26 protein-coding genes, 1 tRNA gene and 1 pseudogene are annotated in these 24,534 nt (G+C 69.5%); 15 read left to right on the forward strand and 13 right to left on the reverse strand.

Annotation, left to right across the window (positions count from 1 at the left end; genetic code table 11):
• The first annotated feature begins 51 nt into the window (after positions 1-51).
• A complete protein-coding gene (locus ACYVG2_RS08695; protein WP_460780596.1) occupies positions 52-1,338 on the forward strand; it encodes an FAD-binding protein in 1,287 nt (428 codons plus the stop codon).
• Here ACYVG2_RS08695 and ACYVG2_RS08700 read toward each other — a convergent pair.
• The 5 genes from ACYVG2_RS08700 to ACYVG2_RS08720 form a co-directional block, all read right to left on the reverse strand.
• The gene (locus tag ACYVG2_RS08700) at positions 1,316-1,588 is read right to left on the reverse strand and encodes a DUF7218 family protein (RefSeq protein ID WP_448966439.1); all 273 of its coding nucleotides are present in this window, start codon (positions 1,586-1,588) and stop codon (positions 1,316-1,318) included. The genes ACYVG2_RS08695 and ACYVG2_RS08700 overlap by 23 nt on opposite strands.
• Before the next feature lie 26 nt (positions 1,589-1,614).
• On the reverse strand, positions 1,615-2,127 hold the full coding sequence (locus ACYVG2_RS08705) for a CinA family protein (RefSeq protein ID WP_460780597.1): 513 nt from the start codon (positions 2,125-2,127) through the stop codon (positions 1,615-1,617).
• Positions 2,128-2,138: 11 nt separating this feature from the next.
• The gene (locus ACYVG2_RS08710) at positions 2,139-2,552 is read right to left on the reverse strand and encodes a CBS domain-containing protein (protein WP_448966437.1); all 414 of its coding nucleotides are present in this window, start codon (positions 2,550-2,552) and stop codon (positions 2,139-2,141) included.
• A 124-nt stretch (positions 2,553-2,676) separates the two neighbouring features.
• Positions 2,677-3,174: an FHA domain-containing protein gene (locus tag ACYVG2_RS08715; RefSeq protein WP_460780598.1), complete on the reverse strand. Its 498-nt coding sequence runs from the start codon at positions 3,172-3,174 to the stop codon at positions 2,677-2,679.
• Between the two features lie 87 nt (positions 3,175-3,261).
• The gene (locus ACYVG2_RS08720; RefSeq protein WP_460780599.1) at positions 3,262-3,576 is read right to left on the reverse strand and encodes a DUF7882 family protein; all 315 of its coding nucleotides are present in this window, start codon (positions 3,574-3,576) and stop codon (positions 3,262-3,264) included.
• Positions 3,577-3,656: 80 nt separating this feature from the next.
• Between ACYVG2_RS08720 and ACYVG2_RS08725 the strand changes: the two genes are divergently transcribed.
• Positions 3,657-4,007 carry a DUF7882 family protein gene (locus tag ACYVG2_RS08725; protein WP_305687546.1) on the forward strand — a complete coding sequence of 117 codons (351 nt, stop codon included), beginning with the start codon at positions 3,657-3,659 and terminating at the stop codon, positions 4,005-4,007.
• Here the strand turns inward: ACYVG2_RS08725 and surE are convergent.
• Positions 3,929-4,750, reverse strand: coding sequence for a 5'/3'-nucleotidase SurE (gene surE / locus ACYVG2_RS08730; RefSeq protein ID WP_460780600.1), 822 nt, complete (start codon positions 4,748-4,750; stop codon positions 3,929-3,931). The two genes, ACYVG2_RS08725 and surE, sit on opposite strands and share 79 nt — an antisense overlap.
• Positions 4,750-5,754 (reverse strand): 1-phosphofructokinase family hexose kinase, encoded by a 1,005-nt coding sequence (locus tag ACYVG2_RS08735; RefSeq protein WP_460780601.1) that lies wholly within the window; start codon positions 5,752-5,754, stop codon positions 4,750-4,752. The genes surE and ACYVG2_RS08735 overlap by 1 nt, the downstream gene beginning before the upstream one ends.
• A 172-nt stretch (positions 5,755-5,926) precedes the next feature.
• Here ACYVG2_RS08735 and ACYVG2_RS08740 point away from each other — a divergent pair, with 172 nt between their 5' ends.
• Positions 5,927-6,805, forward strand: coding sequence for an SDR family oxidoreductase (locus tag ACYVG2_RS08740; RefSeq protein WP_460780602.1), 879 nt, complete (start codon positions 5,927-5,929; stop codon positions 6,803-6,805).
• Positions 6,802-7,113 (forward strand): hypothetical protein, encoded by a 312-nt coding sequence (locus tag ACYVG2_RS08745; RefSeq protein ID WP_448966431.1) that lies wholly within the window; start codon positions 6,802-6,804, stop codon positions 7,111-7,113. Before ACYVG2_RS08740 ends, ACYVG2_RS08745 begins: the two co-directional genes overlap by 4 nt.
• Positions 7,114-7,117: 4 nt before the next feature.
• On the opposite strand, the gene helR is transcribed toward ACYVG2_RS08745, so the two are convergent.
• Positions 7,118-9,268: an RNA polymerase recycling motor ATPase HelR gene (gene helR / locus ACYVG2_RS08750; RefSeq protein WP_460780603.1), complete on the reverse strand. Its 2,151-nt coding sequence runs from the start codon at positions 9,266-9,268 to the stop codon at positions 7,118-7,120.
• Between the two features lie 126 nt (positions 9,269-9,394).
• On the opposite strand from helR, the gene ACYVG2_RS08755 reads away from it, so the two are divergent.
• From ACYVG2_RS08755 to ACYVG2_RS08785, 7 genes and pseudogenes are all read left to right on the forward strand, one after another.
• Complete coding sequence (locus tag ACYVG2_RS08755; protein ID WP_448966429.1) at positions 9,395-9,733, forward strand: DUF6804 family protein; 339 nt, start codon at positions 9,395-9,397, stop codon at positions 9,731-9,733.
• Between the two features lie 49 nt (positions 9,734-9,782).
• The gene (locus ACYVG2_RS08760) at positions 9,783-9,959 is read left to right on the forward strand and encodes a hypothetical protein (RefSeq protein ID WP_460780604.1); all 177 of its coding nucleotides are present in this window, start codon (positions 9,783-9,785) and stop codon (positions 9,957-9,959) included.
• 43 nt (positions 9,960-10,002) lie between these two features.
• Positions 10,003-11,301, forward strand: a complete 1,299-nt coding sequence (locus tag ACYVG2_RS08765; RefSeq protein ID WP_460780605.1) for a cysteine desulfurase — start codon at positions 10,003-10,005, stop codon at positions 11,299-11,301.
• Positions 11,298-11,741: a Fe-S cluster assembly sulfur transfer protein SufU gene (sufU, locus tag ACYVG2_RS08770; protein ID WP_460780606.1), complete on the forward strand. Its 444-nt coding sequence runs from the start codon at positions 11,298-11,300 to the stop codon at positions 11,739-11,741. Before ACYVG2_RS08765 ends, sufU begins: the two co-directional genes overlap by 4 nt.
• A 97-nt stretch (positions 11,742-11,838) precedes the next feature.
• A complete protein-coding gene (locus ACYVG2_RS08775; RefSeq protein WP_460780607.1) occupies positions 11,839-12,708 on the forward strand; it encodes a sulfurtransferase in 870 nt (289 codons plus the stop codon).
• A 36-nt stretch (positions 12,709-12,744) separates the two neighbouring features.
• Positions 12,745-13,413: pseudogene (locus tag ACYVG2_RS08780) on the forward strand (NADPH-dependent F420 reductase); the annotation flags it as partial.
• Positions 13,414-13,486: 73 nt separating this feature from the next.
• The gene (locus tag ACYVG2_RS08785; protein WP_460780608.1) at positions 13,487-14,134 is read left to right on the forward strand and encodes a GntR family transcriptional regulator; all 648 of its coding nucleotides are present in this window, start codon (positions 13,487-13,489) and stop codon (positions 14,132-14,134) included.
• 10 nt (positions 14,135-14,144) lie between these two features.
• Here ACYVG2_RS08785 and ACYVG2_RS08790 read toward each other — a convergent pair whose 3' ends face one another.
• Positions 14,145-14,981, reverse strand: a complete 837-nt coding sequence (locus ACYVG2_RS08790) for an SDR family NAD(P)-dependent oxidoreductase (RefSeq protein ID WP_460780609.1) — start codon at positions 14,979-14,981, stop codon at positions 14,145-14,147.
• Positions 14,982-15,109: 128 nt separating this feature from the next.
• Between ACYVG2_RS08790 and ACYVG2_RS08795 the strand changes: the two genes are divergently transcribed.
• Both ACYVG2_RS08795 and ACYVG2_RS08800 read left to right on the forward strand, forming a co-directional pair.
• Positions 15,110-15,676 (forward strand): asparagine synthase, encoded by a 567-nt coding sequence (locus ACYVG2_RS08795; RefSeq protein ID WP_448966421.1) that lies wholly within the window; start codon positions 15,110-15,112, stop codon positions 15,674-15,676.
• A gap of 75 nt (positions 15,677-15,751) precedes the next feature.
• Positions 15,752-15,824, forward strand: a tRNA-Arg gene (locus ACYVG2_RS08800).
• On the opposite strand, the gene ACYVG2_RS08805 is transcribed toward ACYVG2_RS08800, so the two are convergent.
• From ACYVG2_RS08805 to ACYVG2_RS08815, 3 genes are all read right to left on the reverse strand, one after another.
• Positions 15,790-16,557 carry an HAD family hydrolase gene (locus tag ACYVG2_RS08805; RefSeq protein ID WP_460780611.1) on the reverse strand — a complete coding sequence of 256 codons (768 nt, stop codon included), beginning with the start codon at positions 16,555-16,557 and terminating at the stop codon, positions 15,790-15,792. The two genes, ACYVG2_RS08800 and ACYVG2_RS08805, sit on opposite strands and share 35 nt — an antisense overlap.
• Before the next feature lie 63 nt (positions 16,558-16,620).
• The gene (locus ACYVG2_RS08810) at positions 16,621-18,831 is read right to left on the reverse strand and encodes a metallophosphoesterase family protein (RefSeq protein ID WP_460780612.1); all 2,211 of its coding nucleotides are present in this window, start codon (positions 18,829-18,831) and stop codon (positions 16,621-16,623) included.
• Positions 18,832-18,984: 153 nt separating this feature from the next.
• Positions 18,985-19,734: a GntR family transcriptional regulator gene (locus ACYVG2_RS08815; protein ID WP_460780613.1), complete on the reverse strand. Its 750-nt coding sequence runs from the start codon at positions 19,732-19,734 to the stop codon at positions 18,985-18,987.
• Positions 19,735-19,792: 58 nt separating this feature from the next.
• On the opposite strand from ACYVG2_RS08815, the gene ACYVG2_RS08820 reads away from it, so the two are divergent.
• Positions 19,793-21,283, forward strand: a complete 1,491-nt coding sequence (locus tag ACYVG2_RS08820) for an L-serine ammonia-lyase, iron-sulfur-dependent, subunit alpha (RefSeq protein ID WP_460780614.1) — start codon at positions 19,793-19,795, stop codon at positions 21,281-21,283.
• A 1-nt stretch (position 21,284) separates the two neighbouring features.
• On the opposite strand, the gene hrpB is transcribed toward ACYVG2_RS08820, so the two are convergent.
• Positions 21,285-23,846, reverse strand: coding sequence for an ATP-dependent helicase HrpB (gene hrpB / locus ACYVG2_RS08825; RefSeq protein ID WP_460780615.1), 2,562 nt, complete (start codon positions 23,844-23,846; stop codon positions 21,285-21,287).
• Positions 23,847-23,897: 51 nt separating this feature from the next.
• On the opposite strand from hrpB, the gene ACYVG2_RS08830 reads away from it, so the two are divergent.
• Positions 23,898-24,485, forward strand: coding sequence for a TetR/AcrR family transcriptional regulator (locus ACYVG2_RS08830; protein WP_460780616.1), 588 nt, complete (start codon positions 23,898-23,900; stop codon positions 24,483-24,485).
• The last annotated feature ends 49 nt before the right edge of the window (positions 24,486-24,534 follow it).

Here is a 24,534-nt window from a genome sequence, read left to right on the forward strand (position 1 = left end):
GCGCGACGTCATCCGTTCACCGGCAGGCGCCGGTCGCGGCATGATGGTCGGATGGCACTCAACGCGATCCGCAACTGGGCAGGCAACGTCGTCTTCACACCGACGGACGTCCTGCGCCCCCGAGACGTCGCGGAGGCGCAGCAGCTCGTCGCAGACGCTGCTCGCATCAGGGCGCTCGGCACAGGGCATTCGTTCAACGACATTGCCGATGCCCCCCAGCTGATCTCCCTCGCAGACGTCTCCTCACCGTTCGAACTCGATGAGGACGCCCGCACGGTCACCGTGCCTGGCGCCGCACCCTACGGCGCTGTCGCCGCGTTCCTGCAGGAGCGCGGCTGGGCGCTGCACAATCTCGGCTCCCTGCCGCACATCTCCGTCGCTGGCGCCACGGCGACGGGCACGCACGGCTCAGGCGACGGCAACGGCGTGCTGTCCACCGCTGTCCGCGGCATCGAGCGCATCGGCGCGGACGGCGAGCTGACCTGGGTGCAGTCCGGCGACACGGACTTCAACGGCAGCGTCGTGGCGCTCGGCGCACTCGGCGTCATCACCCGGATCCGGCTGGCGGTCGAACCGACGTTCGACGTGACGCAGCAGGTGTACACGGGCGTGAGCTGGGACGTGCTCCTCGAGGAGTTCGACGAGATCATGGGTGCCGCGTACAGCGTCAGTGTGCTCGGACGCTGGAGCGTCCCGACGCTCTCGACTCTCTGGCTCAAGCAGCGGTCTCTCGCGAATCAGATCGGCCAGGCGGATGCTGCACGGCAGTTGTTCGGCGGCGAACGCGTCACCGCCGAAGTGCATGCCGTGATCGACGGCGACGCACCCGATGACAACATGACGCCGCTCGGGACCAGTGGGGCCTGGTCTGGCAGGCTCGCGCACTTCCGCTTCGATCGCGCCCCCAGCGCGGGAGGCGACGAGATCCAGTCCGAGTTCTTCGTGCCGCGTGAGTTCGCCGTCGACGCGCTGCGGGCTCTGCGCCCGCTCGGCGATCGGATCGACCCGCTGCTGCACGTGAGCGAATTCCGCACGTTCGCAGGCGACGACCTCTGGCTCAGCGGGGGAGAAGACGGCGGACGCCTCGCCATCCACTTCACCTGGCGGCAGCGCCCCGCCGAGGTCGCCGCCCTCCTGCCCGATGTCGAGGCAGCGCTCCGACCGTTCACACCGCGGGCCCACTGGGGCAAGGTGTACTCGACGGAGTTCGATCAGGCCGGCGCCTTCCGGCGTCTGGGCGACTTCGCCGCGCTGGCATCGCGCGTCGATCCGCAGGGAAAGTTCCGCAACCGGCACCTCGACCGCGTGCTGGCGCTCAGTGGTTCCGAAGGGCCGTGATCAACTCGGACTTGCGCTTCTTCGAGTAACCGGTGAGTCCGAGCTCCTTCGCGCGACCGCGCAGCTCGTCGACCGTCCAGTCGTCGTAGTCACCGGCTTTTCCGCCGCGTCGGCCGACCTCTGAACGTCCGCGTTTCGTGCCGCCGGTCGCGTTCGAGATGCGTGCAGCCTTCTCCTTCGACGCGCCGTCGTCTCGAAGCTCCTCGTAGAGTTCCGGATCCTTCAGCCGCGAGTTCGCTCCGCGTGGCATGATCTTCTCCTTCCATGGGTGTTCGGTCAGACAGAGTGGTGCGCCCGTGCGCCGACACGGTCGGTGTCAGGGCTGAATGCCTCTGCTCGCGCACGCAGCATGGCTACGGCAGCATCGATGGTCGCGGACATCACGGCGTCAGGTCCGCCGTCGAACTGCCGATGCTCATGCCCGTGCTGATCGTGCATCGCCCATCCGAGGTAGACCGTGCCCGGAGGATGACCGTCCTCCGCATCCGGTCCGCCGACCCCGGTGGTCGCGACGCAGATGTCCGCGGCGAAAAGATCGAGGCCGCCCACCGCGAGCTGCTCCGCGCACTCCGCCGAGCACGGGTCGACGCCGGCGGGGAGGTGGAGCAGATGCTGCTTGACGTCGGTCATGTAGGCGACGATCCCGCCGGCGAACCAGTCGCTCGCGCCCTCACCGCCGCCCACCGCGTGGGCGAGGCCGCCGGCCGTGAGCGATTCGACGACCGCGATCCGCAGGCCGTCCGCACGCGCCAGCTCGCTGATGCGGGTGACGTCTTCGCCAGGAGGCATGTCCACCGCCCTCAGCGGGAGATGCTCTCGACCGTCACGCCGGTGGCCTCGGGGGCCAACGAACGCGCGACATCGGCCTGGCTGATGATTCCCACCAGCATGTGATCGTCGATCACGGGAAGCCGACGGATCTGATGCTCCTGCATCTTCTCCAGTGCGACGCGGATGTCGTCGCCCGCGTCGACGGTCACAGGTTTCCCCTGTGCGAGTGCGCGTGCCGGCGTGCTCTCGGGATCAAGACCCTCCGCGACGGCTCTGACCACGATGTCGCGGTCGGTGAGCATGCCCTTCAGTTTCCTGTCCTCGCCGCAGATCGGCAATGCGCCCACATCCAACTCAGACATCAGGGATGCGGCGATGCTGAGTGAGTCGTTCTCGCCGATGCACCGTGGTGCAGGGGTCATGATGTCCCGCGTCAGCGTCATGGTCGTTTCCTCTCGTGTTCTTTCGCTGCGTCTCATCGTTCGTTCGCTCCGGGTGACGATAGACGTGCGCCGTCGGCGTCGCAGAGGGGGTTGACAGCTTCCGGTCGTGCTCACTCGGGCGGTTCTAGCCGTCCTTCACTTCAAGCCCCGCGTCCGTCCCGGCGCTGGTGTCCTGGGCGTAGTCGGGGCGCGCCGGCTGCGGCGGCTGGTCGTCGAACTCTCCACCCTCCCGCCCGCCGAAAGGGCGGCCGTGGTCGGCGAACTCGTCCCTGTTGAAGACCAGCGTCCAGGGTCCTGCCGTGAAGCGTGCGCCTGTGCGCAGGATCTCCGACCGGTCTCCTCCGTCGGTCTCCGCAGACTGGGGATTCGCGTTCATCTCGCCCGTGCCGTGCAACGTGAGCACGTACTCGTCCCGCTCGTCATGCGTGATGGTCGCATGCACCGGGTCGGTGTCGGCGAGCCGGAGCTCGTTGCCGTCCGCGCGGCCGATGCGCACGGTGTCCGTGGTGATGTGATGCACGGTACGGTCATCCTCGCGCGAGATGAGCAGACGGGGATCTCCCGCTCCCCACTCGGCGTGGGTCGTTGTCGGTTCGTATCCCGGGGCAGTCTGGTCGGTCATGTCCGGTCCCTTCGAGCTTGCTGAACCGTCAGAGTAGGACGACCGCGAGCCCCGGTGCGAGGGCCTTGACCCTGGGTGTCGTCGCGGCTAGCCCTCGGAGTTGCGGATGTACTCGGGCACGAGCGTGATGCCTCCGCTCGAGTTCGCGGAGTTGGCCATCGCCGTGATCCACTCGGCGCTCAGCGTCGGCGGCTCCGGTTCATCGAACACGAAGCGCAAAGGGATCGAGGGATGCAACCAGATCGTCGAACGGCCGGGACGGTCGCCCTCCGGGTGCTTCCACGACAGGGTGAAGCTCTCGTTGCGACGCAGTTTCGTGGCGATGACGACCTTGAGGTGAGCGAGCGCACGATCCTCAACGGAGATCGGTTCGGCGGCGCCGCCGTAGTAGATCATTCCCATCGCATTAGGGTAAATCAGAGGCGTTCGCTCGGGAGAGCGCACGCGCGGACGAGCAGCGAACGTGAAGGAGGCTGGCACCCATGGGTAAGTTCATCTACGAGGGCGGCGTCAAGGTCGAGATCGAAGATCGCGCCCTGCTGCACATGCAGCTCGTGATCAGCGCGAAGCTGCGCCGAGGAGAGCCGTTCGCGTTCAGCTGGCGCGAGGACGCCAGCGTGGGCGGCGGCCGGACGACGGTGTGGGTGCACCCGGGCAGCTCGATCGTCTACAAGTACTACGGCGGGCGTCAGCCGTCGGTGAATCGCGCGTGGGTCGACGCGCTCGCCTTCACCGCCAATTCGCCGGCCGGCCTCTATCTCGTGCCCGAGCCGGCGGACAACGGGGATGCCCCAGGGACCGCCGAGATGTCGACGGTGCCGCCGATCAGCTGATCGGGCTCGACGTCGATGGGTCGTTCGGTGACCGAGTCCACGCTCGTGAGCGTCACCCACCCCTGGGCGAGGCACGCGGCGTCGCTGTCCTCGGTGGGGACGTTGGGCAGCTCTTCCACCGCAAGGCGCACGTAGCTCTCCTCGTTCTCCGCGACCGTGGTCTGCACGATTCCGAACGGTGCGAGCGTGCACTGACGCACGCCGCGGGGATCGGGCCGGTTCGGCGCGTTCACGTTCAGGGCCGTGCCGCGCGGTTGCGCGCTCAGCACCGGGAGCAGACTGATCGCGGCGCGCGCGGCGGTTTCCCAGTGGAACGACGTCGGGTTCATACCGACATCGAGTGACACGGCCATCGCCCATGCACCGTTGAGCGCACCGGTGAGAGCCGCACCGACCGTACCGGAGTGCAGGATCGCCCGCCCCACGTTCGCGCCGTGGTTCACCCCCGACAGCACCAGATCCGGGGGAGGGCCGAATGCTCCACGCGCAGCGATCATGGCGATCAGCCCAGGACCGCCGTGAACGGCGAAGGCGCGCACGTCCGGCAGCGCATCGAGCGTGCGCCGGTCCACGGCTATGCGTCCGTGCGACTCGCCGGCCATGATCGACGCGCTGGAGCCACTCGACTGCGTCGCGGGTGCGGCGATCGTCACCTCGAGGCCGGCTTCGACCGCAGCATCCGCCAGCGCCGCCAATCCGGGCGCATCGATTCCGTCGTCGTTGGTGATCAGTGCGCGGTGCATCACTCCTCCTCTTCGTCCGCCTCGGCCAGCGCGGCCAATCCGTCGGGACTGACCCTTCCCTGAGGAACCGCCGCATCCGCATCGAACTGCGGAAGCTCGTGCACCCGGACGCCCTCGCGCAACTGCGCGATCGCATCCGCGTCACCGGTGCCGAGGCCGTGGCGCGTGACGTTGAGCGCCCCTGCCGCAGCCCCGAGGGTCACGGCCTCGCGCAGTCCTTCGCCGCGCGTCAGGGCGGCGACGACGCCGGCGGTGAGGGAGTCGCCGGCGCCGCGCGTCTCGTTCTCCTCCAGGCGCGCCAGCGACACCTCAAGCACGCCGTGCTCATCGAGCAGCAGCAGCGGTTCCGACGACCGGGTGACGACCACTGCCCCGACGCCGCGCGTGCGCAGCTCGTGCATCGCTCTCGCGATCTCGGGCACCGATCCGTCGCGGGCGAGGCCGTCGACCTTCAGCTCCTCATGGCTGACCTTGAGCACGTCCACGCCTCCGTCGACGACGGCCTGCAGACGCTCGCCCGAAAGGTCGGCGATGACCGGGCGCTGCGCGCTGCGCAGATCGATCGTCAGGCGGCGGTAGATGTCTGCTGGCACCGTCTCCGCACCGGCGGGTCCGCTCAGCAGGACGGCTCGGGAATCGGCGCTGCTGCGCAGCACAGCCCCGTAGAGGTCATCGCGCGTATGACGGTCGAGGGGGTCGCCGTCCTCTTCGGCGATCACGATGCGCTGACCCTGACGTCGATCGTGCAGGTACGCCGATCCGCGACCCTCGCGCTCGACGGCCACGACCGTGATCCCCTCATCCTCGAGCAGATGCCGAAGCGTGCGGCCGATCTCGCCGCTGAGCACGCAGCACATGGTGACCGAGACGTCGAGCCTGCGCAGCATCCGCGCCTGCCACACGCCCTGCCCGCCCGCGTGCACATGGATCTCCGAACCCTGCGGGTGATCCTCCACCGTCACCGTCAGTGTCGGAGAGGGGGCGAGAATCGTGACGTCACTCATGTCGGCTCCCTTCATCCGTCGTTGCCGCATCCTCTCAACCGATCCGCGCGCGCCGCCTCCCCGTTGACATCTGCACGCGATCTCATTAGGCCGCCGAAGTGTCAACCCCCTTGGCCGGGTCGGGTGGTTCGAAGGAAGGTGTGTGGACACTCGACAGCGAGAGGAGATCAGAATGCACACCGAGGATCCCCGCTTTGCACACCCGGACGATGGATTCCCCGCGCAGCAGCAGACCCAGCCCGGTCAGACGGAGGAGATGCGACCGACACCCGACCACGGAGAGGATTCCTACGAGGGCCACGGGCGACTGTCCGGACGCCGGGCTCTGATCACCGGCGGTGATTCGGGAATCGGCCGGGCGGTCGCCATCGCGTTCGCCCGTGAAGGAGCCGACGTCGCCATCGTCCACATGCCGGAGGAGCAGTCGGATGCCGATGAGACCCTGCGCCTGGTCCGAGAGGCCGGCCGCACCGGGCTCAGTCTCGCCGGCGATGTCCGCGACGAGGACTTCGCCACGGAATGCGTGCTGGAGGCCAGGCGGGCGTTCGGTGATCTCGACATCCTCGTGCTGAACGCGGGCTACCAGCACGATGTCGCGGGTTTCGCGCACCTCGACACCGAGGCGATGCGACGGGTGTTCGACACCAACCTCGCCGGGATGCTGTTCTCGGCGCGGGCGGCGTTCCCGAACCTGCAGCCCGGTTCCAGCATCATCGTCACCGCATCCATCCAGGCCTTCGAACCGTCCTCCGGACTGATCGATTACGCGATGACCAAGGCCGCTCAGGTGGCATTCGTCCGGGCGCTCGCCGAAGAGGCCGGCCCCCGAGGCGTGCGTGTGAACGCGGTCGCCCCCGGGCCGATCTGGACGCCTCTGATCCCCGCCACCGGTTGGGATGCCGACAAGGTCCGGAAGTTCGGCGCAGACACCCCGCTGGGCCGTGCCGGACAGCCGGCCGAGCTCGCCGGGGCCTATGTGTACCTCGCGTCGGGCGAGGCATCGTACGTATCCGGCGCCGTACTGCCGGTGACAGGAGGAAAACCACTATGACAATGACAGCCCCGGAGCCTCCGAGGTCCGACGCGACGACCTGGGAGGTCATCCCCCTCGGACACGGTGCGTGGCGGATCAGCGACGGCTCCAGGAAGCAGACGGACCCTGGGCGCCTGGTGGCGTACGTCGACCGCAACGACACCGGCACGCTCGAAGTGCTCTGGCTGCGCAGCCCCTGCCCGACACGCTCCCGCTACCGAGATCTCGAGGAACTGCTCGCCGAGCTCGACACCGCCGTCGCAGGCGGAGTGACCGTCTCCCGCGCGACGCGGCCGAACGAGATCCCGCACTTCCCGCCGGCGTGATCGGTCAGGGCGTGAGCACCACGAGTTCGCGCGTCGAACGCGTCATCGCGACGTACCGATCGACGGCGCCCTCGATGCCGCCGCTCTCGCCGCCGAAGCTCTCGGGGTCGACCAGCACGACCAGATCGAACTCGAGACCCTTCGACAACGCGGGCGTGAGCGAGCGCACGCGCTCTGTGGCAGCGAAGGTCTCATCGCCGATGACGCAGGCCGTGCCCTCCTCGTTGTCGCGGAGCCAGGAGTCGACGATCGCGTCGCGCTCGTGCAGAGAAGCGTGACGCACGGGAACGCCGCTCGCCCGCACCGAGGTCGGGACGTTCGCGTCGGGAAGGGCAGCACGGATGACCGGCTCGGCCTCGATCATGATCTCCTCCGGGGTGCGGTAGTTGACCGTGAGAGAGGCGATGTGGACGTCTTTGAGGCCGGCGCGCGAGAGGCGCTCCTGCCACGTCTCGGTGAAGCCGTGACGCGCCTGGGCACGATCGCCGACGACCGTGAAACTGCGTGAGGGGCAGCGGCGCAGCAGCATCCGCCATTCGGCATCCGAGAGTTCCTGCGCCTCGTCCACGATGATGTGGGCGAAGGGTCCGGCCAGCGGATCGGCGCTGCGCCGGGGCAGCGCGTCGTCATCGTCGAGGCTGTTCTGCACGTCTTCTCCGCGCAGCATCGACATGAGTCCGAGGTCGTCATCCGAGGACTGCATCAGATAGTCGGCGACACTCGCCCTGTACTCCCTCTCCTCCGCCTTCGCGCGCTCGCGTTCGCGGCGCAGGCGTCCGGCATGCGGGTCGCCGATGCGCCCTCTCGCGGCGTCGAGAAGCGGCAGATCGGATGCCGTCCAGGCCCGTGCGTCCTCGCGCTGCAGCAGTCTCGCCTCGGCGTCGCTGAGCCAGGGGGCGCAGCGCTTGAGGAAGCCGGGGCTGCTCCACAGCGCCGCGATCAGTCCCATCGGATCGAGCAGCGGCCAGGCACGATTGAAGGTCTGCGTGAGCGCCTCGTCCTGCGCGAGCACCCGTCTCAGCCGGCTGCGCGGGATCTGCTCGGCGAACCTGTCGAGCACGATGTCGAGGAGCGCATTCCACACCTCGTCGCGCGCCTCGTTGTGCGGGGCATCCGTGTCGGTGTCGAAGGCCTCCTGCCAGTCCGTCGCCTGCACGCGCAGATCGGCCCACGGGGTCTCGGCGATCGTCGTCCGCTGCGGCGGCTGCTCGTAGAGGCGCACTGCGGTCTCGACGGCGTCGACGAGCCGGCCGTCGGCCTTCAGCCGCGCGACGGCAGGGTCGGTCTCGAGCGGGCTGCGCCCGGCATCCGGAACCAGGTCCTGCAGCGTGCACGTCTGCACGCGGTCCTCGCCGAGACTGGGCAGCACGTCGTCGACGTAGGCGAGGTACGGCTGGTGAGGGCCGACGACGAGCACGCCGCCACCGCTGCCGCGGGAGATGCGCGTGTCGGAGTAGAGCAGATACGCGGCGCGGTGCAGCGCGACGACGGTCTTGCCCGTGCCGGGGCCGCCGTCGACGACGAGCGCGCCCTGCGATCCGGCACGGATGATGGCGTCCTGATCGGCCTGGATCGTCGCCAGCACGTCGCGCATCCGCGTCGACCGGGAACTGCCGAGGCTCGCGATGAAGGACGACTGATCATCGAGCGCGCCACCCTCTTCCAAAGCCTCGAGGGTGAACGCCTCGTCCCAGTAGTCGCTGATGCGACCGCCGCTCCATCGGTAGCGCCGGCGGCTGAGGAGCCCCATCGGCTGAGCCAGCGTCGCGCCGAAGAACGGCTCGGCCGCGGGTGCGCGCCAGTCGACCAGCAGCTGGCGGCCGTCCGTACCGGTGAGTCCGAGGCGGCCGATGTAGATGCGGGTGCCATCGGTGGTGACCATGCGGCCCAGGCACATGTCGATCCCGTAGCGGCGGAACATGGCAAGGCGCGCGTTCAGCCGGTGGATCTCGAGGTCGCGTTCCACGGCCTCGCCGCCGACGCCGCTGGGGGCGCTCAGCGCGCGGTCGAGACGGGCGGAGGCGTCGGCGATGCTGTCGCCGACGGTACGCGCGATCGCGGCGAAGTGCTCCTCGTCGGAGGCGACGAGGGTGGGATGGGCTTTGGCGGCAAGACGGTCGGGAAGTTGGAAAGCGCTGGTCGCGGCAAGATTCATGACGGCTCCGAATCGTTCATGCGCGCAGGAGGACGTGCACACGATCGACAAGTATGCGCCCGCACAGGGCCCTTGCCGCAAGCCCCTGTCCCACCGGTAAACTGGAAGTGCGGGAAGATGGATGACATGACCTCCTCCGCCCCGCAGACGCAGCGCAACGCACTCGCACCCGGCCTGCTCGCGGCGATCGCGCTCTTCCTCGCTCCGCTGTTCCCGGACGGTGTGGTGGCGACCGTGATCCTGTATCTCGTCGCGATCCTCGCCGTCATCGTCGCCTGGTTCGCGTTCCAGGCGGGGCAGTGGTGGTGGAGCATCGTCTTCATCGCCGTCGCCGTGCTGTGGAATCCGATCTTCCCGTTCGGGTTCAGCGGGTGGATCTGGGTCGTCGCGCACTTCGTCGCGGCGCTCGCGTTCATCACTGCGGGTGCACTGGTCAAGAACGAGAGCACGGCGCCGGCCGCCTGATCGAAGCCAGGCGTGGCGCACGCGAGCGCACAGGCGTACCGTGCTCGGTATGGACGATCACCGACCCGACCCCGCTGAGGAACGACGCCCCGACGCCCCGGCCGCGCACGATGAGGAAGGCGCGCCCCTGGGCGGCGACGAGACCACCGAGGAGCAGCTCGACGCAGACAACGCCGTCGAGGAGGACACGCTGGAGTCGCTGAACCCGGACGATTCCCCGGCCTGATCCCGATGCCCCCGGTGGCGCTCGCGAGTGAGAAACTTGAAGGATGAGCGCTTCCCTCGATGTCACCTCACTGGCGGATGCCGAAATACTCCGCCTCCGTGAGGACTTTCCGATCCTGCAGACGCAGGTGAACGGGCATCCGCTCGTCTACCTCGATTCCGGTGCGACCTCGCAGCGCCCCCTGGCCGTGCTGGATGCCGAACGCGAGTTCCTCACCACCCTCAACTCCGCAGTGCATCGCGGTGCGCACACGCTCGCCGCCGAGGCTACCGAGGTCTTCGAAGACGCCAGGGCCACTGTGGCGCGGTTCGTCGGTGCCGACGACGACGAGATCGTCTGGACCTCAAACGCCACCGAGGCGATCAACCTCGTCGCATACGCGTTCTCGAACGCGTCAGTGGGCCGCGGGGGATCGGCCGCCGAGAGGTTCCGGCTCGGTGAGGGCGACGAGATCGTCACGACCGAGATGGAGCACCACGCGAACCTCATCCCGTGGCAGGAGCTCGCCGCCCGGACGGGCGCGACGCTGCGTGTCATCCCGCTCGACGACGACGGCGCGCTGCGCCTCGACGAAGCCGCCGCGCTCATCGGCCCTCGCACCAGGATCGTCGCCGTCACGCATGTCTCGAACGTGCTGGGCGTCATCAACCCGGTCGAGCAGCTGATCACCGCCGCCCACGAGGTCGGTGCGCTCGTGCTGCTGGACGCGTGTCAGTCCGCGCCGCACCTGCCGCTGGACGTGAAGGCGCTCGACGTCGACTTCGCCGTGTTCTCCGGCCACAAAATGCTCGGCCCGACGGGCGTCGGCGCGCTCTACGGACGTCGCGAGCTGCTCGAGGTGATGCCGCCGTTCCTCACCGGTGGATCCATGATCACCACGGTCACCACGACCGAGGCCGAGTACCTGCCGCCGCCGCAGCGTTTCGAGGCCGGTACCCAGCGGGTGTCGCAGGCGATCGCGCTCGCCGCAGCAGTTGACTACCTCTCGGCGGTGGGGATGGCGCGGATCGCCGAGCACGAGGCCGCTCTCGGGCGTCGCCTGATCGACGGGCTCGCCGCGATCGACGGCGTGCGTGTGCTCGGGGCGGGCATCGGTCTGCCGCGGGTGGGACTTGCGAGCTTCGACATCCCCAGCATCCACTCCCACGACGTGGGGCAGTACCTCGACGATCAGGGGATCGCCGTTCGCGTCGGGCACCACTGCGCCCAGCCGCTGCACCGTCGTCTCGGGGTCACCTCGTCGACCCGCGCGAGCACCTATCTGTACTCGACCGAGGATGAGGTGGATGCGTTCCTCGAGGGCGTCGCGGCGACGATCGAGTTCTTCGGAGTGCGCTCATGACCTCCAGCGATCTGCAGAACCTGTACCAGGAGCTGATCCTCGACCACTCGCGCACCCCGCACGGCTTCGGCCTGCGCGACGAGGTCGAGGCGCAGTCGCATCAGCTGAACCCGACCTGCGGCGATGAGATCACGCTGCAGGTGCACGCGGCTGCCGACGGCACGATCGAGGCCATCGCGTGGGAAGGGCACGGCTGCGCCATCTCGCAGGCGTCGGCGTCGCTGTTCGCCGAACTGGTCGAGGGCATGACTGTGCCAGAGGTCACCACGCGCATCGATGCGTTCCGCGAGGCCATGCGCTCGCGGGGAAAGATCGAGCCGGATGAGGAGCTGCTCGGCGATGCCGCGGCGCTCGGCAGCGTCTCGCGCTACGTCGCCCGCGTGAAGTGCGCGATGCTCGCATGGGTCGCGGCGGAGGACGCGATCCGCAAACTGCGCTGACCATCGGGCCGCCCCGCATGTGACGTCGTGTGTCGTTGCGTTAACGACCGTGTCGTCGACGCGTGACCGCTGCGGTGTTCGTGCGGATGCTGGGGACATGAGCCACCTGGTCAGCGTGGCGCAGCTGATCCACCTGCAGCGCGCCGAAGAGCACCGCACCGGCCCCGCCGTGCGGCTGCTCGATGTGCGCTGGCGCCTCGATCGTCCTGAAGGACGGCCGGAGTACCTGGCGGCGCATCTTCCCGGCGCCGTCTACGTCGATCTGGAGCACGAGCTCGCGCGCCGAGGCGAGCCGTCGGAGGGCCGGCATCCGCTCCCCGACACCGATGACCTGCAGCGCGCGGCACGAGGGTGGGGTCTCGACGACGGCGACATCGTCGTCGCATACGACGACAACCGCAGCGTGCCCGCCGCGCGGGTGTGGTGGCTGCTGCACCGCTTCGGGGTCGACGTGAGGGTGCTCGACGGGGGCATCCGCGCCTGGGCGGGCGAGGGCATGCCCCTGGAGCGCGGAGACGTGCTCCCCGAACCGGGCCGCATCACTCTCGCGGGTGAACCGGGGGGAGTGATCCTGCTCGACGAGGTCGAGACGTTCCGCGGCGACGGCGTCCTGCTCGATGTGCGCACGCCCGAGCAGTACAGCGGTGCTCACACGGCGACCGACCCGGTCGGCGGGCACATCCCCGGCGCGGTGAACCTGCCGGCGATGGCGACGGTCACCGGCGACGGGCGACTGCAGCATCCGGATGCCCTGCGCCGCATCTTCGCGACCGCCGGTGTGGAGGCCGGCACCGAGGTCGCGGTGTACTGCGGCTCAGGAGTGGCGGCGATGCACACCGCGCTCGCGCTGGAGCAGTCCGGCATCCGCACGCTCGTGTACCCCGGATCATGGAGCCAGTGGTCGAACACCCGCGGGCGGCCCGTCGCCGTCGGCATCCTCCCTGAGGGGCGACTGACACGGGTGTGACGCCCAGCGCGTCATCTTCCGTCATGGAGGAATAGCCAGGGCCACCGCCGGTTGCCCCTTGGTATGACAACTCTTGGAATCATCGGTGCAGGAAACATCGGCAGCCAGGTCGCACGCGCCGCGATCGCCGCCGGATACGACGTCGTGATCTCGAACTCGCGCGGACCGGAGACGCTCTCCGATCTGGTCGCAGAACTCGGGCCGAAGGCGAAGGCGGCGACGGCTGCCGAGGCCGGTGCGGCCGGCGACGTCGTCGTGGTGACGGTGCCGTTGCACGCGCTGTCGAAGATTCCGGTCGAGCCCCTGGCGGGCAAGATCGTGCTCGACACCAACAACTACTACTTCGAGCGCGACGGACGCATCGAGGCCCTGGACAAGGGTGAGACGACCGTCTCTCAGCTGGTGCAGGCGCACCTTCCCACCTCGAAGATCGTCAAGGCGTTCAACCACATCGGATCCCGCGACATCACCGTCGACGTCGCGCCCGCAGGCGCACCGAACCGCCGTGCCCTCGCGACCTCGAGCGACTTCCCCGAGGCGGTCGAGTTCGTGACGAGGCTGTACGACGAGCTCGGGTTCGACACGGTCGACGTCAGCCCGCTGAGCGAGTCCTGGCGGGTCGAGCGCGACCGTCCGGCGTACGTCGTGCGTCAGACGGCGCCGGAGCTGGAGGAGAACCTGGCCAGGGCGAACCGCCTGCCCTGACAGCGGCCGCCGACCGCGCGCATTCGGGATACCAAACCTGGTGCGAAGCCCGTATGAGTGCGAGAATGCGCAAATGGGGGCGGAAAACGGGGAACTCGAATCCGTGCGCGTGAGGCGCATGCTGCGCGACGACATCGTGCTGGGGCGGCGGCCTCCGGGCGCACGGCTGGTGGAGCGCGACATCGCAGCCGAGCTGAACGTGTCGCGTCTTCCGGTGCGTGAGGCCATCCGTGCGCTCGTGAATGAGGGCATCGTCACCGGCCGCCCACGCAGCTGGGCCACTGTGCGTCGCTTCACACGTAAGGAGGTCGAGGACCTCGCGGAGGTGAGAGCGACCGTCGAGACGCAGCTGTTCATCCTCGCGACCGAGCGCCATGATGCCGAGGGGCTGCAGCGGCTGCTCGAGGTGCTCGAGAGAGAGGAACGAGCCGCCGTCGCCGGTCGAGTCGATGAAGCCATGGACCTGGCGGGGCGATTCCACGAATGCATGGCGGTGCTGGCGGGCAACGAGATGTTCATGGAGCTCGCGGCGGTGTTCGTCACGCGCCTGAGGTGGTTGTTCGGGCGGCACGAGGATCTCATGGCCGAAGCCGTGGAGCACCGTGCGCTGTACGAGGCGATACGTGGCCGCGACGTCGAACTCGTTCGAGAGCTCGTGACCAGGCACCTCGAGCTCGGAACGATCGCGGCGCTCGAGCGGTTCGGGGTCGACGAGACGTGAGCCCGGCCGGTCAGCCGACGGGCGTCGTCGTGTCGGTGGCCTGCCGCAGCGCTGTCCGCATGACCCGCCAGTAGCGGTTCGGCGCCAGGCGCGTCAGCACATCGACCAGTCGCGCCTCACGTCCGACCATCGTGCGGATGCGGCGCCGCTGCGTGGCGCGGATGATGCGCGCCGCGGCATCCGCGGGTTCCGTGTGATACATCGCCGCCTGCGCCGATGCGGCGCGCGCGGCGACGGCGGGGTCGATCGCGGCGGCGTAGCGGCCGTGCAGGATGATGCCGGTGCGGACGCCGGCCGGATAGATCGCGCCGACGGTCACCGTGCTGCCTTCCAGCTCATGCCGCAGCGCTTCGGAGAAGCCCCGCACGGCGAACTTGCTCATCGCGTACGGGATGCGCCCCGCGGGGGCGGCGAGCGCGTAGACGCTGGCGAGGTGCGTGATGTGCGCGGCCGGCTGCGAGCGCAGGGCGGGAAGCAGCGCCTTGGTGATCGACACCGTGCCCCAGAGATTGATGTCGACCAGCCAGCGCATCTCCTCCATCGTGAGCTGCTCGAGGCTGCCCAGCATCGACGACCCAGCGCACGTGATGAGCGCATTGATCCGCGGGTGCGCGGCGACGACCTCTGCGGCGGTCAGAGCGACGGCGTCATCGTCACGCAGATCGACGATGTGCGTGGTGACGGTGCCGGGCAGGTCGGCCGCGACGGAGGCCAACGCCTGCGCGTTGTGATCGAGCAGGGCGAGGTGCACGCCCGAGGCGGCGAGCAGCCGCGCGAGCTCCGCGCCCATGCCGCTGGCGGCGCCGGTGATCACGGTGGTGCTCCCGGCAAGGGTCAGCCGGCTCATGCATCCTCCTCCTGGCACGGTTCGGGTTCGTGCCGTTCGCTTCATCGCAGGTGGGGAGAACCTGTCGTTTCCATTCTGGCCCCCTCCGGCGTCAGATGGTGACGGTACGATTTCGGGAGGAGGTTGTGGTGGGACGAACTGCGGATGCCGTGGCCGAAGGCGTCGCCATCGGTACGGCTGCGGCGCGCCTGACGGTGAAGAATCGCATCCTCGTCGGCACGATCGCCCAGGGCGGTGTGTTCGACGCCGCGCGATATCTGGCCGATGCGCGCGAAGCGCTGCTGGCGATGGCCGCCGAATCCGAGCAGGCAGCGGAGCGGGTGACGACGTGGCGCAAACGCGCGCGAGGACGGCATTCCGATCCGGCGAGCACGCACGACTACCGCGACCGCGATGTGCGCAACCTCCGTCGCCGGGCGAAGCAGTCGGCCGGTGTGGCCGAGAAGCTGAGGGCGATCGCCGAAGACCCCGAGCAGCTCGGTGCCCTCGTCGAAGGAGCGCGCGAAGCGGCGTGGGCCGATGTGCGCGGCAACCTGGATCGCCGGCTCCACGTCGAGGGCATGCGTCCCGACCAGGACCCCGACTACGCCGTCATGCGCGAAGCGCGGATGCAGGCGCTGCGGCTCGTCGACCTGCAGGCGCTGTCATCCGAGCAGCGGGCGCGGCGCAAGCGCGAGCAGGAGCAGGGCGCCTGACGCCCGGTTTCGCTTTGGGGTGCTTCGTCATGTATTCTTGCTGAGGCCCACTTCGAGAGATGTGGGCCGAGATATGCGCCCGTAGCTCAATGGATAGAGCATCTGACTACGGATCAGAAGGTTAGGGGTTCGAGTCCCTTCGGGCGCACATCGTATGAATCCCCTGTCGCGAAAGCGGCGGGGGATTCGTCATTCCAGCGAGCGTTCGCACGCAGGGGGAGGACGAGATCCTGCACGGCACGGCCCTGTAGCGTCGGCCAGAGCACATCGGCGGCGGCTTCGGCGAGCGGCACGTCATGAGGGACGCCGATCGTGGCCGCACCGGCGGCCCTGGCCGCGGCGAGACCGATGGGGGAATCCTCGATCGCGACGCAGTCTGCCGGGTCGACGCCGAGCATCTGGGCGGCGCGCAGGTACGCGTCGGGAGAAGGCTTGCCCCGGGAGACCTCGTCTCCGGTGACGGTGACGTCGAACGTGCCGGGAGGCAGCGCCGCGAGGATCTCGTCGGCGTAGTCGCGGTATGACATCGTGACCAGGGCGAGCGGCACGCCCGCCGCGCCGAGAGCGGCGAGCAGGTTCCGTGCGCCCGGCCGCCAGGTGATCCCCTCCCGCCTCGTGTGGGCGGTCGCCAGCTCGATCCAGCGTTCGAGGAGCGCGTCACCGGCCCCTGATCCGCCGAGGTCGCGGATGACACGCGCCCCGTCGGGCAGGGCGAGTCCGACCAGTCGGTCGAGTGCGTTCTGCGGTGCCGCGATACCTGCGTCCGCGAGCATCCGTTCCGCCGCCGCGATCCAGTGACGTTCGGTGTCGACGATCGTGCCGTCCATGTCCCACAGGACAGCAGCGGGCAGGCGCCGGGCGTGCGTACGGGAAAGGTTCATTCGGTGTCCTCAATAGGTACGGCTGTGCCCCGCCCTCGAGAAGGCGGGGCACAGCCGGTGCCGTCAGTCGATGCGGATCGGCTCGGACTCCACGGTCGCCGGGGCGAGTCCCTCAGCGGTGCCCGTCACCTGCACGGTGATGTCGTGGCCCTTCCAGGCGCCCGTCAGGTGGAATCCCTCGCTCGTGGCGCCGTCGATCGGTTCGCCGTCGGCCAGCCACTGGTACGAGAACGCGGTGCCATCGGTCCATTCGCCCTCTTCGGCCGTGAGCTTCGCGCCGGGCTTGATGCCGAGGTGGTGCGTCGACACGATCTCCGGTGCGCCGGCGATGATGCCCTCCTCCGTTTCGCTCGCGACGAGCGGGTTGGGGATCACGACCTCGCGCAGCCAGGTGTCGCCGGCGAAGTCGTACGCCTTCACCACGACGCGGTCGCCGTACGCCTCGAGCGTGAGGCCCTGGTTGATGTCGCGGGTCACGATCTCACTGATGCCGGCGGTGTTCTCTCCGCGCGCGTCCCACTCCACATGCATGGCGACCGTGTTGACCGCCCAGAAGCCGTCCGGGTGGCCGTCGGCCGTGCGGCGCTGGACCGCCCAGTCGCCGAGCTCGGCGGGGTAGTGCGTGTGGCCGGAGAACACGATCGCGTTGGGGTAGTTGCCCAGGATGCTGGTCAGCCGGTCGTTCATCTGATGGTGGCCGTGGTATCCGGGGATCCACGACGCGGAGACGGTGTCTCCGAGGGGGAAGTGCGTCATCACGGCGACCTGCTTGTCGAGCGCGGTCCAGTGCGCGAGCCGCTCCTCGAGGAACTCGACCTGTGCATCGCTCATCGCCACATCGGTCGGACCGGCGAACTCCTGGCCGAGGACGATCACCGGCAGGTCGCCCGAGGGGCCTTCGATGACGTACTCGTCCCACACCTTCTCGCGTTCCGCGAAGGCGAGGAATCGATCGCGATTGGCGTCGAAACCGCCGGCGGCGTAACGCTCGTGGTTGCCCATCGACGCGATGGTCTGACGCGGACGGATGTCGGCCGTGGCGTCCATCACGTCGTAGATCTCGGTCCATTCCGCGTCCGAGCCGCTGTTGACGATGTCGCCGACCATCAGCATGCCGTCCGCACCCGGGAGGAGCTCCGCGTAGTCGTTGAGGGCGTGCTGGAGATCCTGCGGGTGGCCCTGGATGTCGCTCATGACCCATGCGCGGGTGGCGTCGCCCGTCGGGGCCGCGAGCGACTCGTGCACGGTGACCGAGTCGATCGCCCAGTACCGGGCATCGGCATCGCCGGAGAGGTTCCAGCTGAAGACCGCGTTCTCGGCTCCGGCGGGAACATCCACGGTGACATCCTGCGCATAGTTCATCTGGCGGGCGTCGTAGTCGTCGGCGACGGACTCCGAGTCGAGGCGGAGGATCTCCGTCGGTTCACCGCCGTCGAAGCTCACGGTTACCGTGCCCGCCTGGCCTGCGGCGCCGCGGTAGTGGCTGTCGAAGGTGAGGCGAACCGCGCCGAGTCCGTCGACGGGCACGGCGGATCCGGTGAGCGTCGAGTCGAACGGCTGATCGGCGAACTGCTGGGCGTCCGCCACGACGATCGTGTCGTGCGCGCGACCGAAGCGCCCCCGCATCTCGTCGATCTCGCCGGCCCACTCCTCGCGGGTGGTGAACTGCCAGCCGCGGTAGTCCGCCGTCCCCTGGTCGGCCATCGCGTCGTCGAAGCTCACCGACCATCCCTCGGCGCCGGTGGCCCCGAACCCTTCGCGGGCGATGATCTCGTCGGTGTCGTTGCTCGTCACGATCGGGTCGATCTCGACGGCCGCGTCCGGGTCGCCGGGCTGCGGGCGGTCAGTGTCCACGGCGATGGTCACGGTGACGGGTCCGGACAGCACGTCGTATCCGTCCTGCGCGAGCAGGTAGACATCCCACACTCCGGCGTTGAGGCCGGAGAAGCTCACGGTGCCCGATCCTGCCGCCGTGTACGCCCACTGCGTCGAGGAGGTCGATCCGGGCGTGACGCCCTGCGGGTAGACGCCGACCCAGTTCGTGGCGTGGGGTGCGTCGGTGGTCCACGCCAGTTCTACGACGTCGCCTTCGACGAGGTCGGGGCTCTCGGTGGTCAGGGTCGATCCGGCCTGAGCCGTGGCTGCCGGCGCGACGGTGAGGCCGAAGCTGTCGGATGCGATCGCGGGTGCAGAGGGAATGGCGATGAGGCCGACTGTCGCGGCGGCGATGAACGCGCGCCGCAGACGGGGGCGGGAGCGGTGAAGGGAAGACATCGTGATCCTTTCGGTGTGCGCCGGGTTGACGCTGGCTCGAGTCTCGGCACCGTTTTCGAACACGCGATGAACACCCCGCCAACGGGGCGGGAACCGGGTGCCCGAACGCCCGGATAACAGGGACGAGTGTGCACAGCTGTCCAACTCCCAGCGTCAGGAGAGGGCGCGGGTCCACCCTCCGGGTCGCGCGTCGGAGGTCGACGACGCCTCGAACGACACGGAGTCGGGCAGATAGCGGTCCTCGGTGAGATCGATCGGGCGCCCGTCACGAGCGAAGGCCTGCCGCCGCACCCGCAGCAGAGGGCTCGATCGTCGGATGCCGAGAAGGCGTGCATCCTCACTGGAGGCGGCCACCGCGTCGATCCGGTGCGATCCGAAGGATTCGCCGTACCCGGCCGCGTCGAGCACCGCGGCGTGCGACGGGGTGTCGACGGGCAGTCCGCGCAGGATGTGAGCCAACCAGCCCGGATACACCGGCCGCTCGATCATCACCACGTGGCCGTCGAGACTGCGCAGGCGCGTGAACCGCAGCACGGGGGAGTCCTGCGCGATTCGCAGCAGGCGGGCCTCCTCGGCCGTCGCCGCGCTCTCCATCTCGCTGACGACGTGACCGCCGGGAGCGAGGCCGCGATCGTGCGCCCACTGGGCGAACGATCCGAACGAGGCGAGCCCCTGAGTGTGCGACGACGACTGCACCATCCATCCGGCGCCGGACCGCGGCGCGACGACTCCGCGACGTGCCAGCAGCGCCAGTGCGCTGCGTGCGGTGCCCCGCGCGACACCATGTTCCGAGGCGATGGCCTGTTCGCCGGGCAGCAGCGTGCCGACCGGGAACTCCCCATCGGTGATCCGTCTCGCGATCCGCTCGGCGACGCGGCGGTAGAGAGGCGCGTCGGAGGTCATGCCATCAGTCTGGCGCAGAGCGCAGTGAGGAGCTGCCCCCGGAGCGTAGCCTGGACGAGTGACTGCGTACGTCTCGGCCTTTGACTTCTTCTCCATCGGAGTGGGGCCGTCGAGCTCTCATACCGTCGGACCCATGCGCGCAGCGCTCGATTTCGCCCGGCGGCTGAGCGCCGGTGCGGTGCTGAGCGAGGTGGCGCGAGTGACGTGCACGTTGTACGGCTCGCTCGGGGCGACCGGCATCGGGCACGGCACACCGGATGCCGTCGTCGCGGGGCTGCGCGGACTCGCCCCCGAGGACTGCGATCCGGCCGAGGTGCGTTCGGCATGGACGGATCTCCCGAACGGCGAAGCGCTCCTCATCGATGGGACGCACGCCGTCCCGTTCGTCAAGGACGACATCGAGTTCGCACCGCGCACGCGCCTGCCCGGGCATCCGAATGCCATGATGCTCACCGCCTTCGCAGTCGATGGTCGGACGGTCGCGGAGGAGACGTACTACTCCGTCGGCGGCGGGTTCATCCGCCGCGAAGGGGAGGATGCTCAGGTCGCCGCCGGATCCCTGCCGTTCGGCTACACCGACGCGGCGTCCCTGCTCGCGCTCTGCGATGAGCACGGGTTCTCGATCGCCGATGTCGCGCGCGAGAACGAGCTCTCGATGCGATCGGAGGAAGAGCTGGCGGCAGGGCTCGACGCCATCTGGGACGCGATGTCCGCATGCGTCGAGGCGGGCCTGCACGCGGACGGCGTGCTGCCGGGGATCCTCAAGGTCAAGCGCCGCGCCGGAGCCATCCGCGAGCAGCTGGAGAGCGTCGAAGCCGAAGGCGGTCGCGAGATCCCCGGTGAATGGCTCGGCGCCTTCGCGCTCGCTGTCAACGAGGAGAACGCCGCCGGCGGACGGGTGGTCACCGCACCCACCAACGGTGCCGCCGGCATCCTCCCCGCCGTCGCGATGTACTGGTGGCGGTTCCTCGCCGAATCCGGCCTCGGCTCCGGCAACGCCGTCACGCCCTACGGCGAGCTGGTCGGCAGTGCGCTGCTCGGTTTCGGCGGTGAGCCGGCGAACGTTGCGGATGGTGACGACCCCGCCCTCATCGCCGAGGCGAACCGCCGCCGCGGCATCCGCCGTTTCCTGCTCACGGCCACCGCGCTCGGCTCGCTCTTCAAGGCCAATGCGTCGATCTCGGGCGCGGAGGGCGGCTGCCAGGCCGAGGTCGGCTCCGCCTGTGCGATGGCAGCGGGCGGGCTGACCGCGGTGATGGGCGGCACCAACCGGCAGATCGAGAACGCCGCCGAGATCGCCATGGAGCACCACCTCGGACTCACCTGCGATCCGATCGGCGGGCTCGTGCAGATCCCGTGCATCGAGCGCAACGCGATCGCCGCATCCACGGCCGTCACAGCGGCGCGACTCGCGCTGCGCGGTGACGGACAGCACTACGTGTCGCTGGATGCCGTCGTCGAGACGATGCGGCAGACCGGGGCGGACATGTCGACGAAGTACAAGGAGACCAGCGAGGGCGGCCTCGCGGTCAACGTCATCGAGTGCTGAGTCACCGGTTCTCCGCGGCGCGGCGCTTCGTGTGCCGCGTCGGGGCAGCCGACCACGGGTCCTCCGGCCACGGATGCTTCGGGTACCGGCCGCGCATCTCGGCGCGCACCTGCGAATAGGGGCCGGCCCAGAACGACGCGAGGTCGTCGGTCACGGCCAGCGGTCGTCCGCCGGGGGAGAGCAGGTGGAACAGCACGGGCACCCGTCCTCCGACGAGCCGCGGGGTCTCCGCCCATCCGAAGCACTCCTGCAGCTTCACCGCCACGACGGGACGCGCCGACGGGTCATCGATGGGTGGGTAGGTGATGCGGATCCGCGAACCGCTGGGCACCTCGAGCCGCTCGGGGACGAGGGCGTCGAGGTCGACTGCTGCGGGCCACGGCAGCAGTCGCCGCAGCGCCGAGGTCAGATCGATGCGCGAGGCGGGGGTGCCGGTGGCGAGTGCCGCCAACTCCGGACCGAGCCATGTGTCGAGCGCTCCGAGGAGCGCGGCATCCGACACCTCCGGCCACGGGATGCCTATCTCCCGCTGCAGCAGCGCGAGCCGCCGGCGCAGCGCATCCGCCGACTCCGACCAGGTGAACACTCCGAGCCCCTGATCCTCCAGCGCCCGCCGCACCGCGTCCTGGCCGCCTTCGCCGGCCTGAACCCGTACCGGGATCGAAGAACGGATGATCGCGCCGATGCGGCGCTCGCGCCGCGCGACGACGCGCCCGTCCGTGAATCGCGCCTCGATGCGGTCTGTGACCAGATGGGTCGCCGCTTGTTCGACCTGGCTCTCGGAGATGACCGCCGCCGAACGGATGACCGCCCCGGTGCCGGCTGCGGCGCGGCCCTGTGCGCGGGTGACGTCGGCCACAGCCAGCCACTCGGCGCCGGCGAGCGGGCCGGTCAGCCCGGCCCGGGTCCCTGAGGCGAGCAGGAAGGTCGCGCCGCCAGTCGAATGATCGACGCGACGGGCGATCCGCTCGGGGAAGGCGAGCGCGATGATGAGCCCGATCTGCTCGGCATTCGCGCGCCCCGCCCGGTCGCCGTCGGTGAACCGGGTCAGTCGGCGCACCTCCTGCTCCCAGCGCCGAGCCTCGAGGCTGCGACCGCTCCGCAGGCTGTTCAACGCTGACGCGACATCTCCGTCGGCGACGCGGAACTCGCCCCCGATGAGGGCGACGACCTCGGCAGCCGTGCCTCCGCCGACCAGCGCGGCGCCGTCGCGGAGTGCGCGGGCCAGGCGAGGATCGGTCGGAATGCGGGCGAGCTCTCGCCCCTCGTCGCTCGCCCGCCCGTCCGAATCGATCGCGCCGAGGCCGTGCAGCACGGAGACGGCGTCCTTCAGGCTGTCAGCGGGAGGGGGATCGACCAGCCGCAAGCCTGCACCGCCCGGTGCGCCCCAGCAGGCGAGCAGCAGCGCGGCATCGGTGAGATCCGTCGTCGCGATCTCGGGGGCCGGCCGCGCGGGCGCCGCCGCGAATGTCCGCTCGTCGACGCAGCGCACCACGACACCCGGCCCTTCACGAGTGGCGCGACCAGCGCGCTGCGTCGCAGAGGCGCGGGATGTCGGACCGGTGACGAGGCCGCTCATGCCTCGCGCAGCATCACGCTGCGAGGCCCGGGACAGGCAGGTGTCGACGACGAGACGGACGCCGGGAACCGTGAGCGACGACTCGGCGAGCGAAGTCGTGACGATGATCCGCGCCGCGTCACCTGCGCGGCGGCCGCCGATCACGGCATCCTGCTCGGCGGCGGGAATCTGGCCGTGCAGCTCTCGGACATCGAACTCGGGCGCGAGGTCTCGGATGCGGCGTGCGATCTCTGCGACCTCGCGCGCGCCCGGCGCGAACACGAGCGCGTCTGCGGTCGGGATGCTGCGCACCATGCCGCGATGCGCGTCGACCGCGGTGCGTGCGACGTGATCGAAGAAGGCCCAGGTGACGCCGCGCTCGTCCAACCGAGGCGAAGGACTCGGCGCCCAGCGCACATCGAGGGGATGCGCGACGACCGTCTGGGTCACGATCGGAGTGGGGGCGGCATCCGTGCCGAGAACAGTCGCGAACCGATCGGCGTCTAGCGTCGCCGACATCGCGATCAGCACGAGATCATCGCGCAGCTCGCGCACCTCGCCCAGCAGGCCGATCAGCAGATCCGTCTCCAGCGCGCGTTCGTGCACCTCGTCGATCACGACCGCGCCGATGCCTTCGAGGCCCGGGTCATCGAGCAGTCGGCGCAGCAGCACGCCGGCGGTGACGAACTCGATCATCGCCGACGACTGCACCTGGCGCTCGCCGCGGACGGTGAACCCGACACGGGAGCCGAGGGGCGATCCGTCCAGGTGTGCGAGGCGTCGGGCGGCAGCGCGGGCGGCCACACGGCGCGGCTGCGTCACGATCACACGGCCATGAACGCGACCGGCGATGCTCGGCGGGACGAGCGTCGTCTTTCCCGTGCCCGGCGGTGAGCTGACGACGACGGCTGCGCTGCCGTCGAGCGCCGCGTGCAGATCATCCACCGCCGAGGCGAACGCGAGTCCGCGACCGATCTTCGACAGGTCGAACGGAGCAGTGGTCACCCCTCCAGTCTCTCGCGTCCGGCGCACGACTCGGCGCGTAGGCTGAGCGGCATGGCCACGGTGAGGCGGCGCGGGCGTCCGCGCGGAGAGACGGATTCGCGCGAACGGATCATCTCGGCCGCGGTCGACGAGTTCGGTGAGCGCGGCTACGACGGATCGACGATCCGTGCGATCGCGACCAGGGCCGGGGTCGACAGTGCTCTGGTGCACCACTACTTCGGGACCAAGGCCGATCTGTTCGCCGCCGCCATGGGCATGCCGATCCGGCCCGACGTCGCGATCCCGGAGATCCTCGCAGGCCCGCGTGACGAGGTCGGCGAGCGCGTCGTACGCTTCGTGCTGCAGGCGTTCGAGCAGCCGGATGTGCGCCGCCGCGGTGTCGCGCTCATGCGCGCCGCGATCGGCAGCAAGCTCACGACCCCGGTGCTGGCCGGATTCCTCTCGCGCGAACTGCTCGGCCGCATCGCACGCGCGCTCGACACCGACGATGCGGCGCTGCGTTCGACGCTCGCGGCGTCGCAGATCGCCGGTCTTCTCATGGCGCGCTACGTCCTCAGATTGCCGCCGATCGCCGATGCCGGGGTCGACGAACTCGTGACGCGCATCGGCCCCACGGTGCAGAGGTACCTGTTCGACTGAACGCCATTCGCATCGCGGGGCCTTGACGCCGCTGCATCCGGAGCGCACA

This window comes from Microbacterium shaanxiense, assembly GCF_054779995.1.

Excerpts from the sequence above, each read along its gene's own strand:
- ACYVG2_RS08710 (WP_448966437.1), bottom strand. The coding sequence starts at position 2,552 with ATGACGCTGACGCGGGACATCATGACCCCTGCACCACGGTGCATCGGC.
- ACYVG2_RS08725 (WP_305687546.1), top strand. The coding sequence starts at position 3,657 with ATGGGTAAGTTCATCTACGAGGGCGGCGTCAAGGTCGAGATCGAAGAT.
- ACYVG2_RS08815 (WP_460780613.1), bottom strand. The coding sequence starts at position 19,734 with ATGACCTCCGACGCGCCTCTCTACCGCCGCGTCGCCGAGCGGATCGCG.
- ACYVG2_RS08705 (WP_460780597.1), bottom strand. The coding sequence starts at position 2,127 with ATGCCTCCTGGCGAAGACGTCACCCGCATCAGCGAGCTGGCGCGTGCG.
- ACYVG2_RS08805 (WP_460780611.1), bottom strand. The coding sequence starts at position 16,557 with ATGAACCTTTCCCGTACGCACGCCCGGCGCCTGCCCGCTGCTGTCCTG.
- ACYVG2_RS08740 (WP_460780602.1), top strand. The coding sequence starts at position 5,927 with ATGCACACCGAGGATCCCCGCTTTGCACACCCGGACGATGGATTCCCC.
- ACYVG2_RS08830 (WP_460780616.1), top strand. The coding sequence starts at position 23,898 with ATGGCCACGGTGAGGCGGCGCGGGCGTCCGCGCGGAGAGACGGATTCG.
- ACYVG2_RS08810 (WP_460780612.1), bottom strand. The coding sequence starts at position 18,831 with ATGTCTTCCCTTCACCGCTCCCGCCCCCGTCTGCGGCGCGCGTTCATC.
- ACYVG2_RS08715 (WP_460780598.1), bottom strand. The coding sequence starts at position 3,174 with ATGACCGACCAGACTGCCCCGGGATACGAACCGACAACGACCCACGCC.
- ACYVG2_RS08700 (WP_448966439.1), bottom strand. The coding sequence starts at position 1,588 with ATGCCACGCGGAGCGAACTCGCGGCTGAAGGATCCGGAACTCTACGAG.
- ACYVG2_RS08785 (WP_460780608.1), top strand. The coding sequence starts at position 13,487 with ATGGGGGCGGAAAACGGGGAACTCGAATCCGTGCGCGTGAGGCGCATG.
- ACYVG2_RS08760 (WP_460780604.1), top strand. The coding sequence starts at position 9,783 with ATGGACGATCACCGACCCGACCCCGCTGAGGAACGACGCCCCGACGCC.
- ACYVG2_RS08775 (WP_460780607.1), top strand. The coding sequence starts at position 11,839 with ATGAGCCACCTGGTCAGCGTGGCGCAGCTGATCCACCTGCAGCGCGCC.
- ACYVG2_RS08790 (WP_460780609.1), bottom strand. The coding sequence starts at position 14,981 with ATGAGCCGGCTGACCCTTGCCGGGAGCACCACCGTGATCACCGGCGCC.
- ACYVG2_RS08695 (WP_460780596.1), top strand. The coding sequence starts at position 52 with ATGGCACTCAACGCGATCCGCAACTGGGCAGGCAACGTCGTCTTCACA.
- ACYVG2_RS08735 (WP_460780601.1), bottom strand. The coding sequence starts at position 5,754 with ATGAGTGACGTCACGATTCTCGCCCCCTCTCCGACACTGACGGTGACG.
- ACYVG2_RS08765 (WP_460780605.1), top strand. The coding sequence starts at position 10,003 with ATGAGCGCTTCCCTCGATGTCACCTCACTGGCGGATGCCGAAATACTC.
- ACYVG2_RS08745 (WP_448966431.1), top strand. The coding sequence starts at position 6,802 with ATGACAATGACAGCCCCGGAGCCTCCGAGGTCCGACGCGACGACCTGG.
- ACYVG2_RS08755 (WP_448966429.1), top strand. The coding sequence starts at position 9,395 with ATGACCTCCTCCGCCCCGCAGACGCAGCGCAACGCACTCGCACCCGGC.
- ACYVG2_RS08720 (WP_460780599.1), bottom strand. The coding sequence starts at position 3,576 with ATGGGAATGATCTACTACGGCGGCGCCGCCGAACCGATCTCCGTTGAG.
- helR (WP_460780603.1), bottom strand. The coding sequence starts at position 9,268 with ATGAATCTTGCCGCGACCAGCGCTTTCCAACTTCCCGACCGTCTTGCC.
- sufU (WP_460780606.1), top strand. The coding sequence starts at position 11,298 with ATGACCTCCAGCGATCTGCAGAACCTGTACCAGGAGCTGATCCTCGAC.
- surE (WP_460780600.1), bottom strand. The coding sequence starts at position 4,750 with ATGCACCGCGCACTGATCACCAACGACGACGGAATCGATGCGCCCGGA.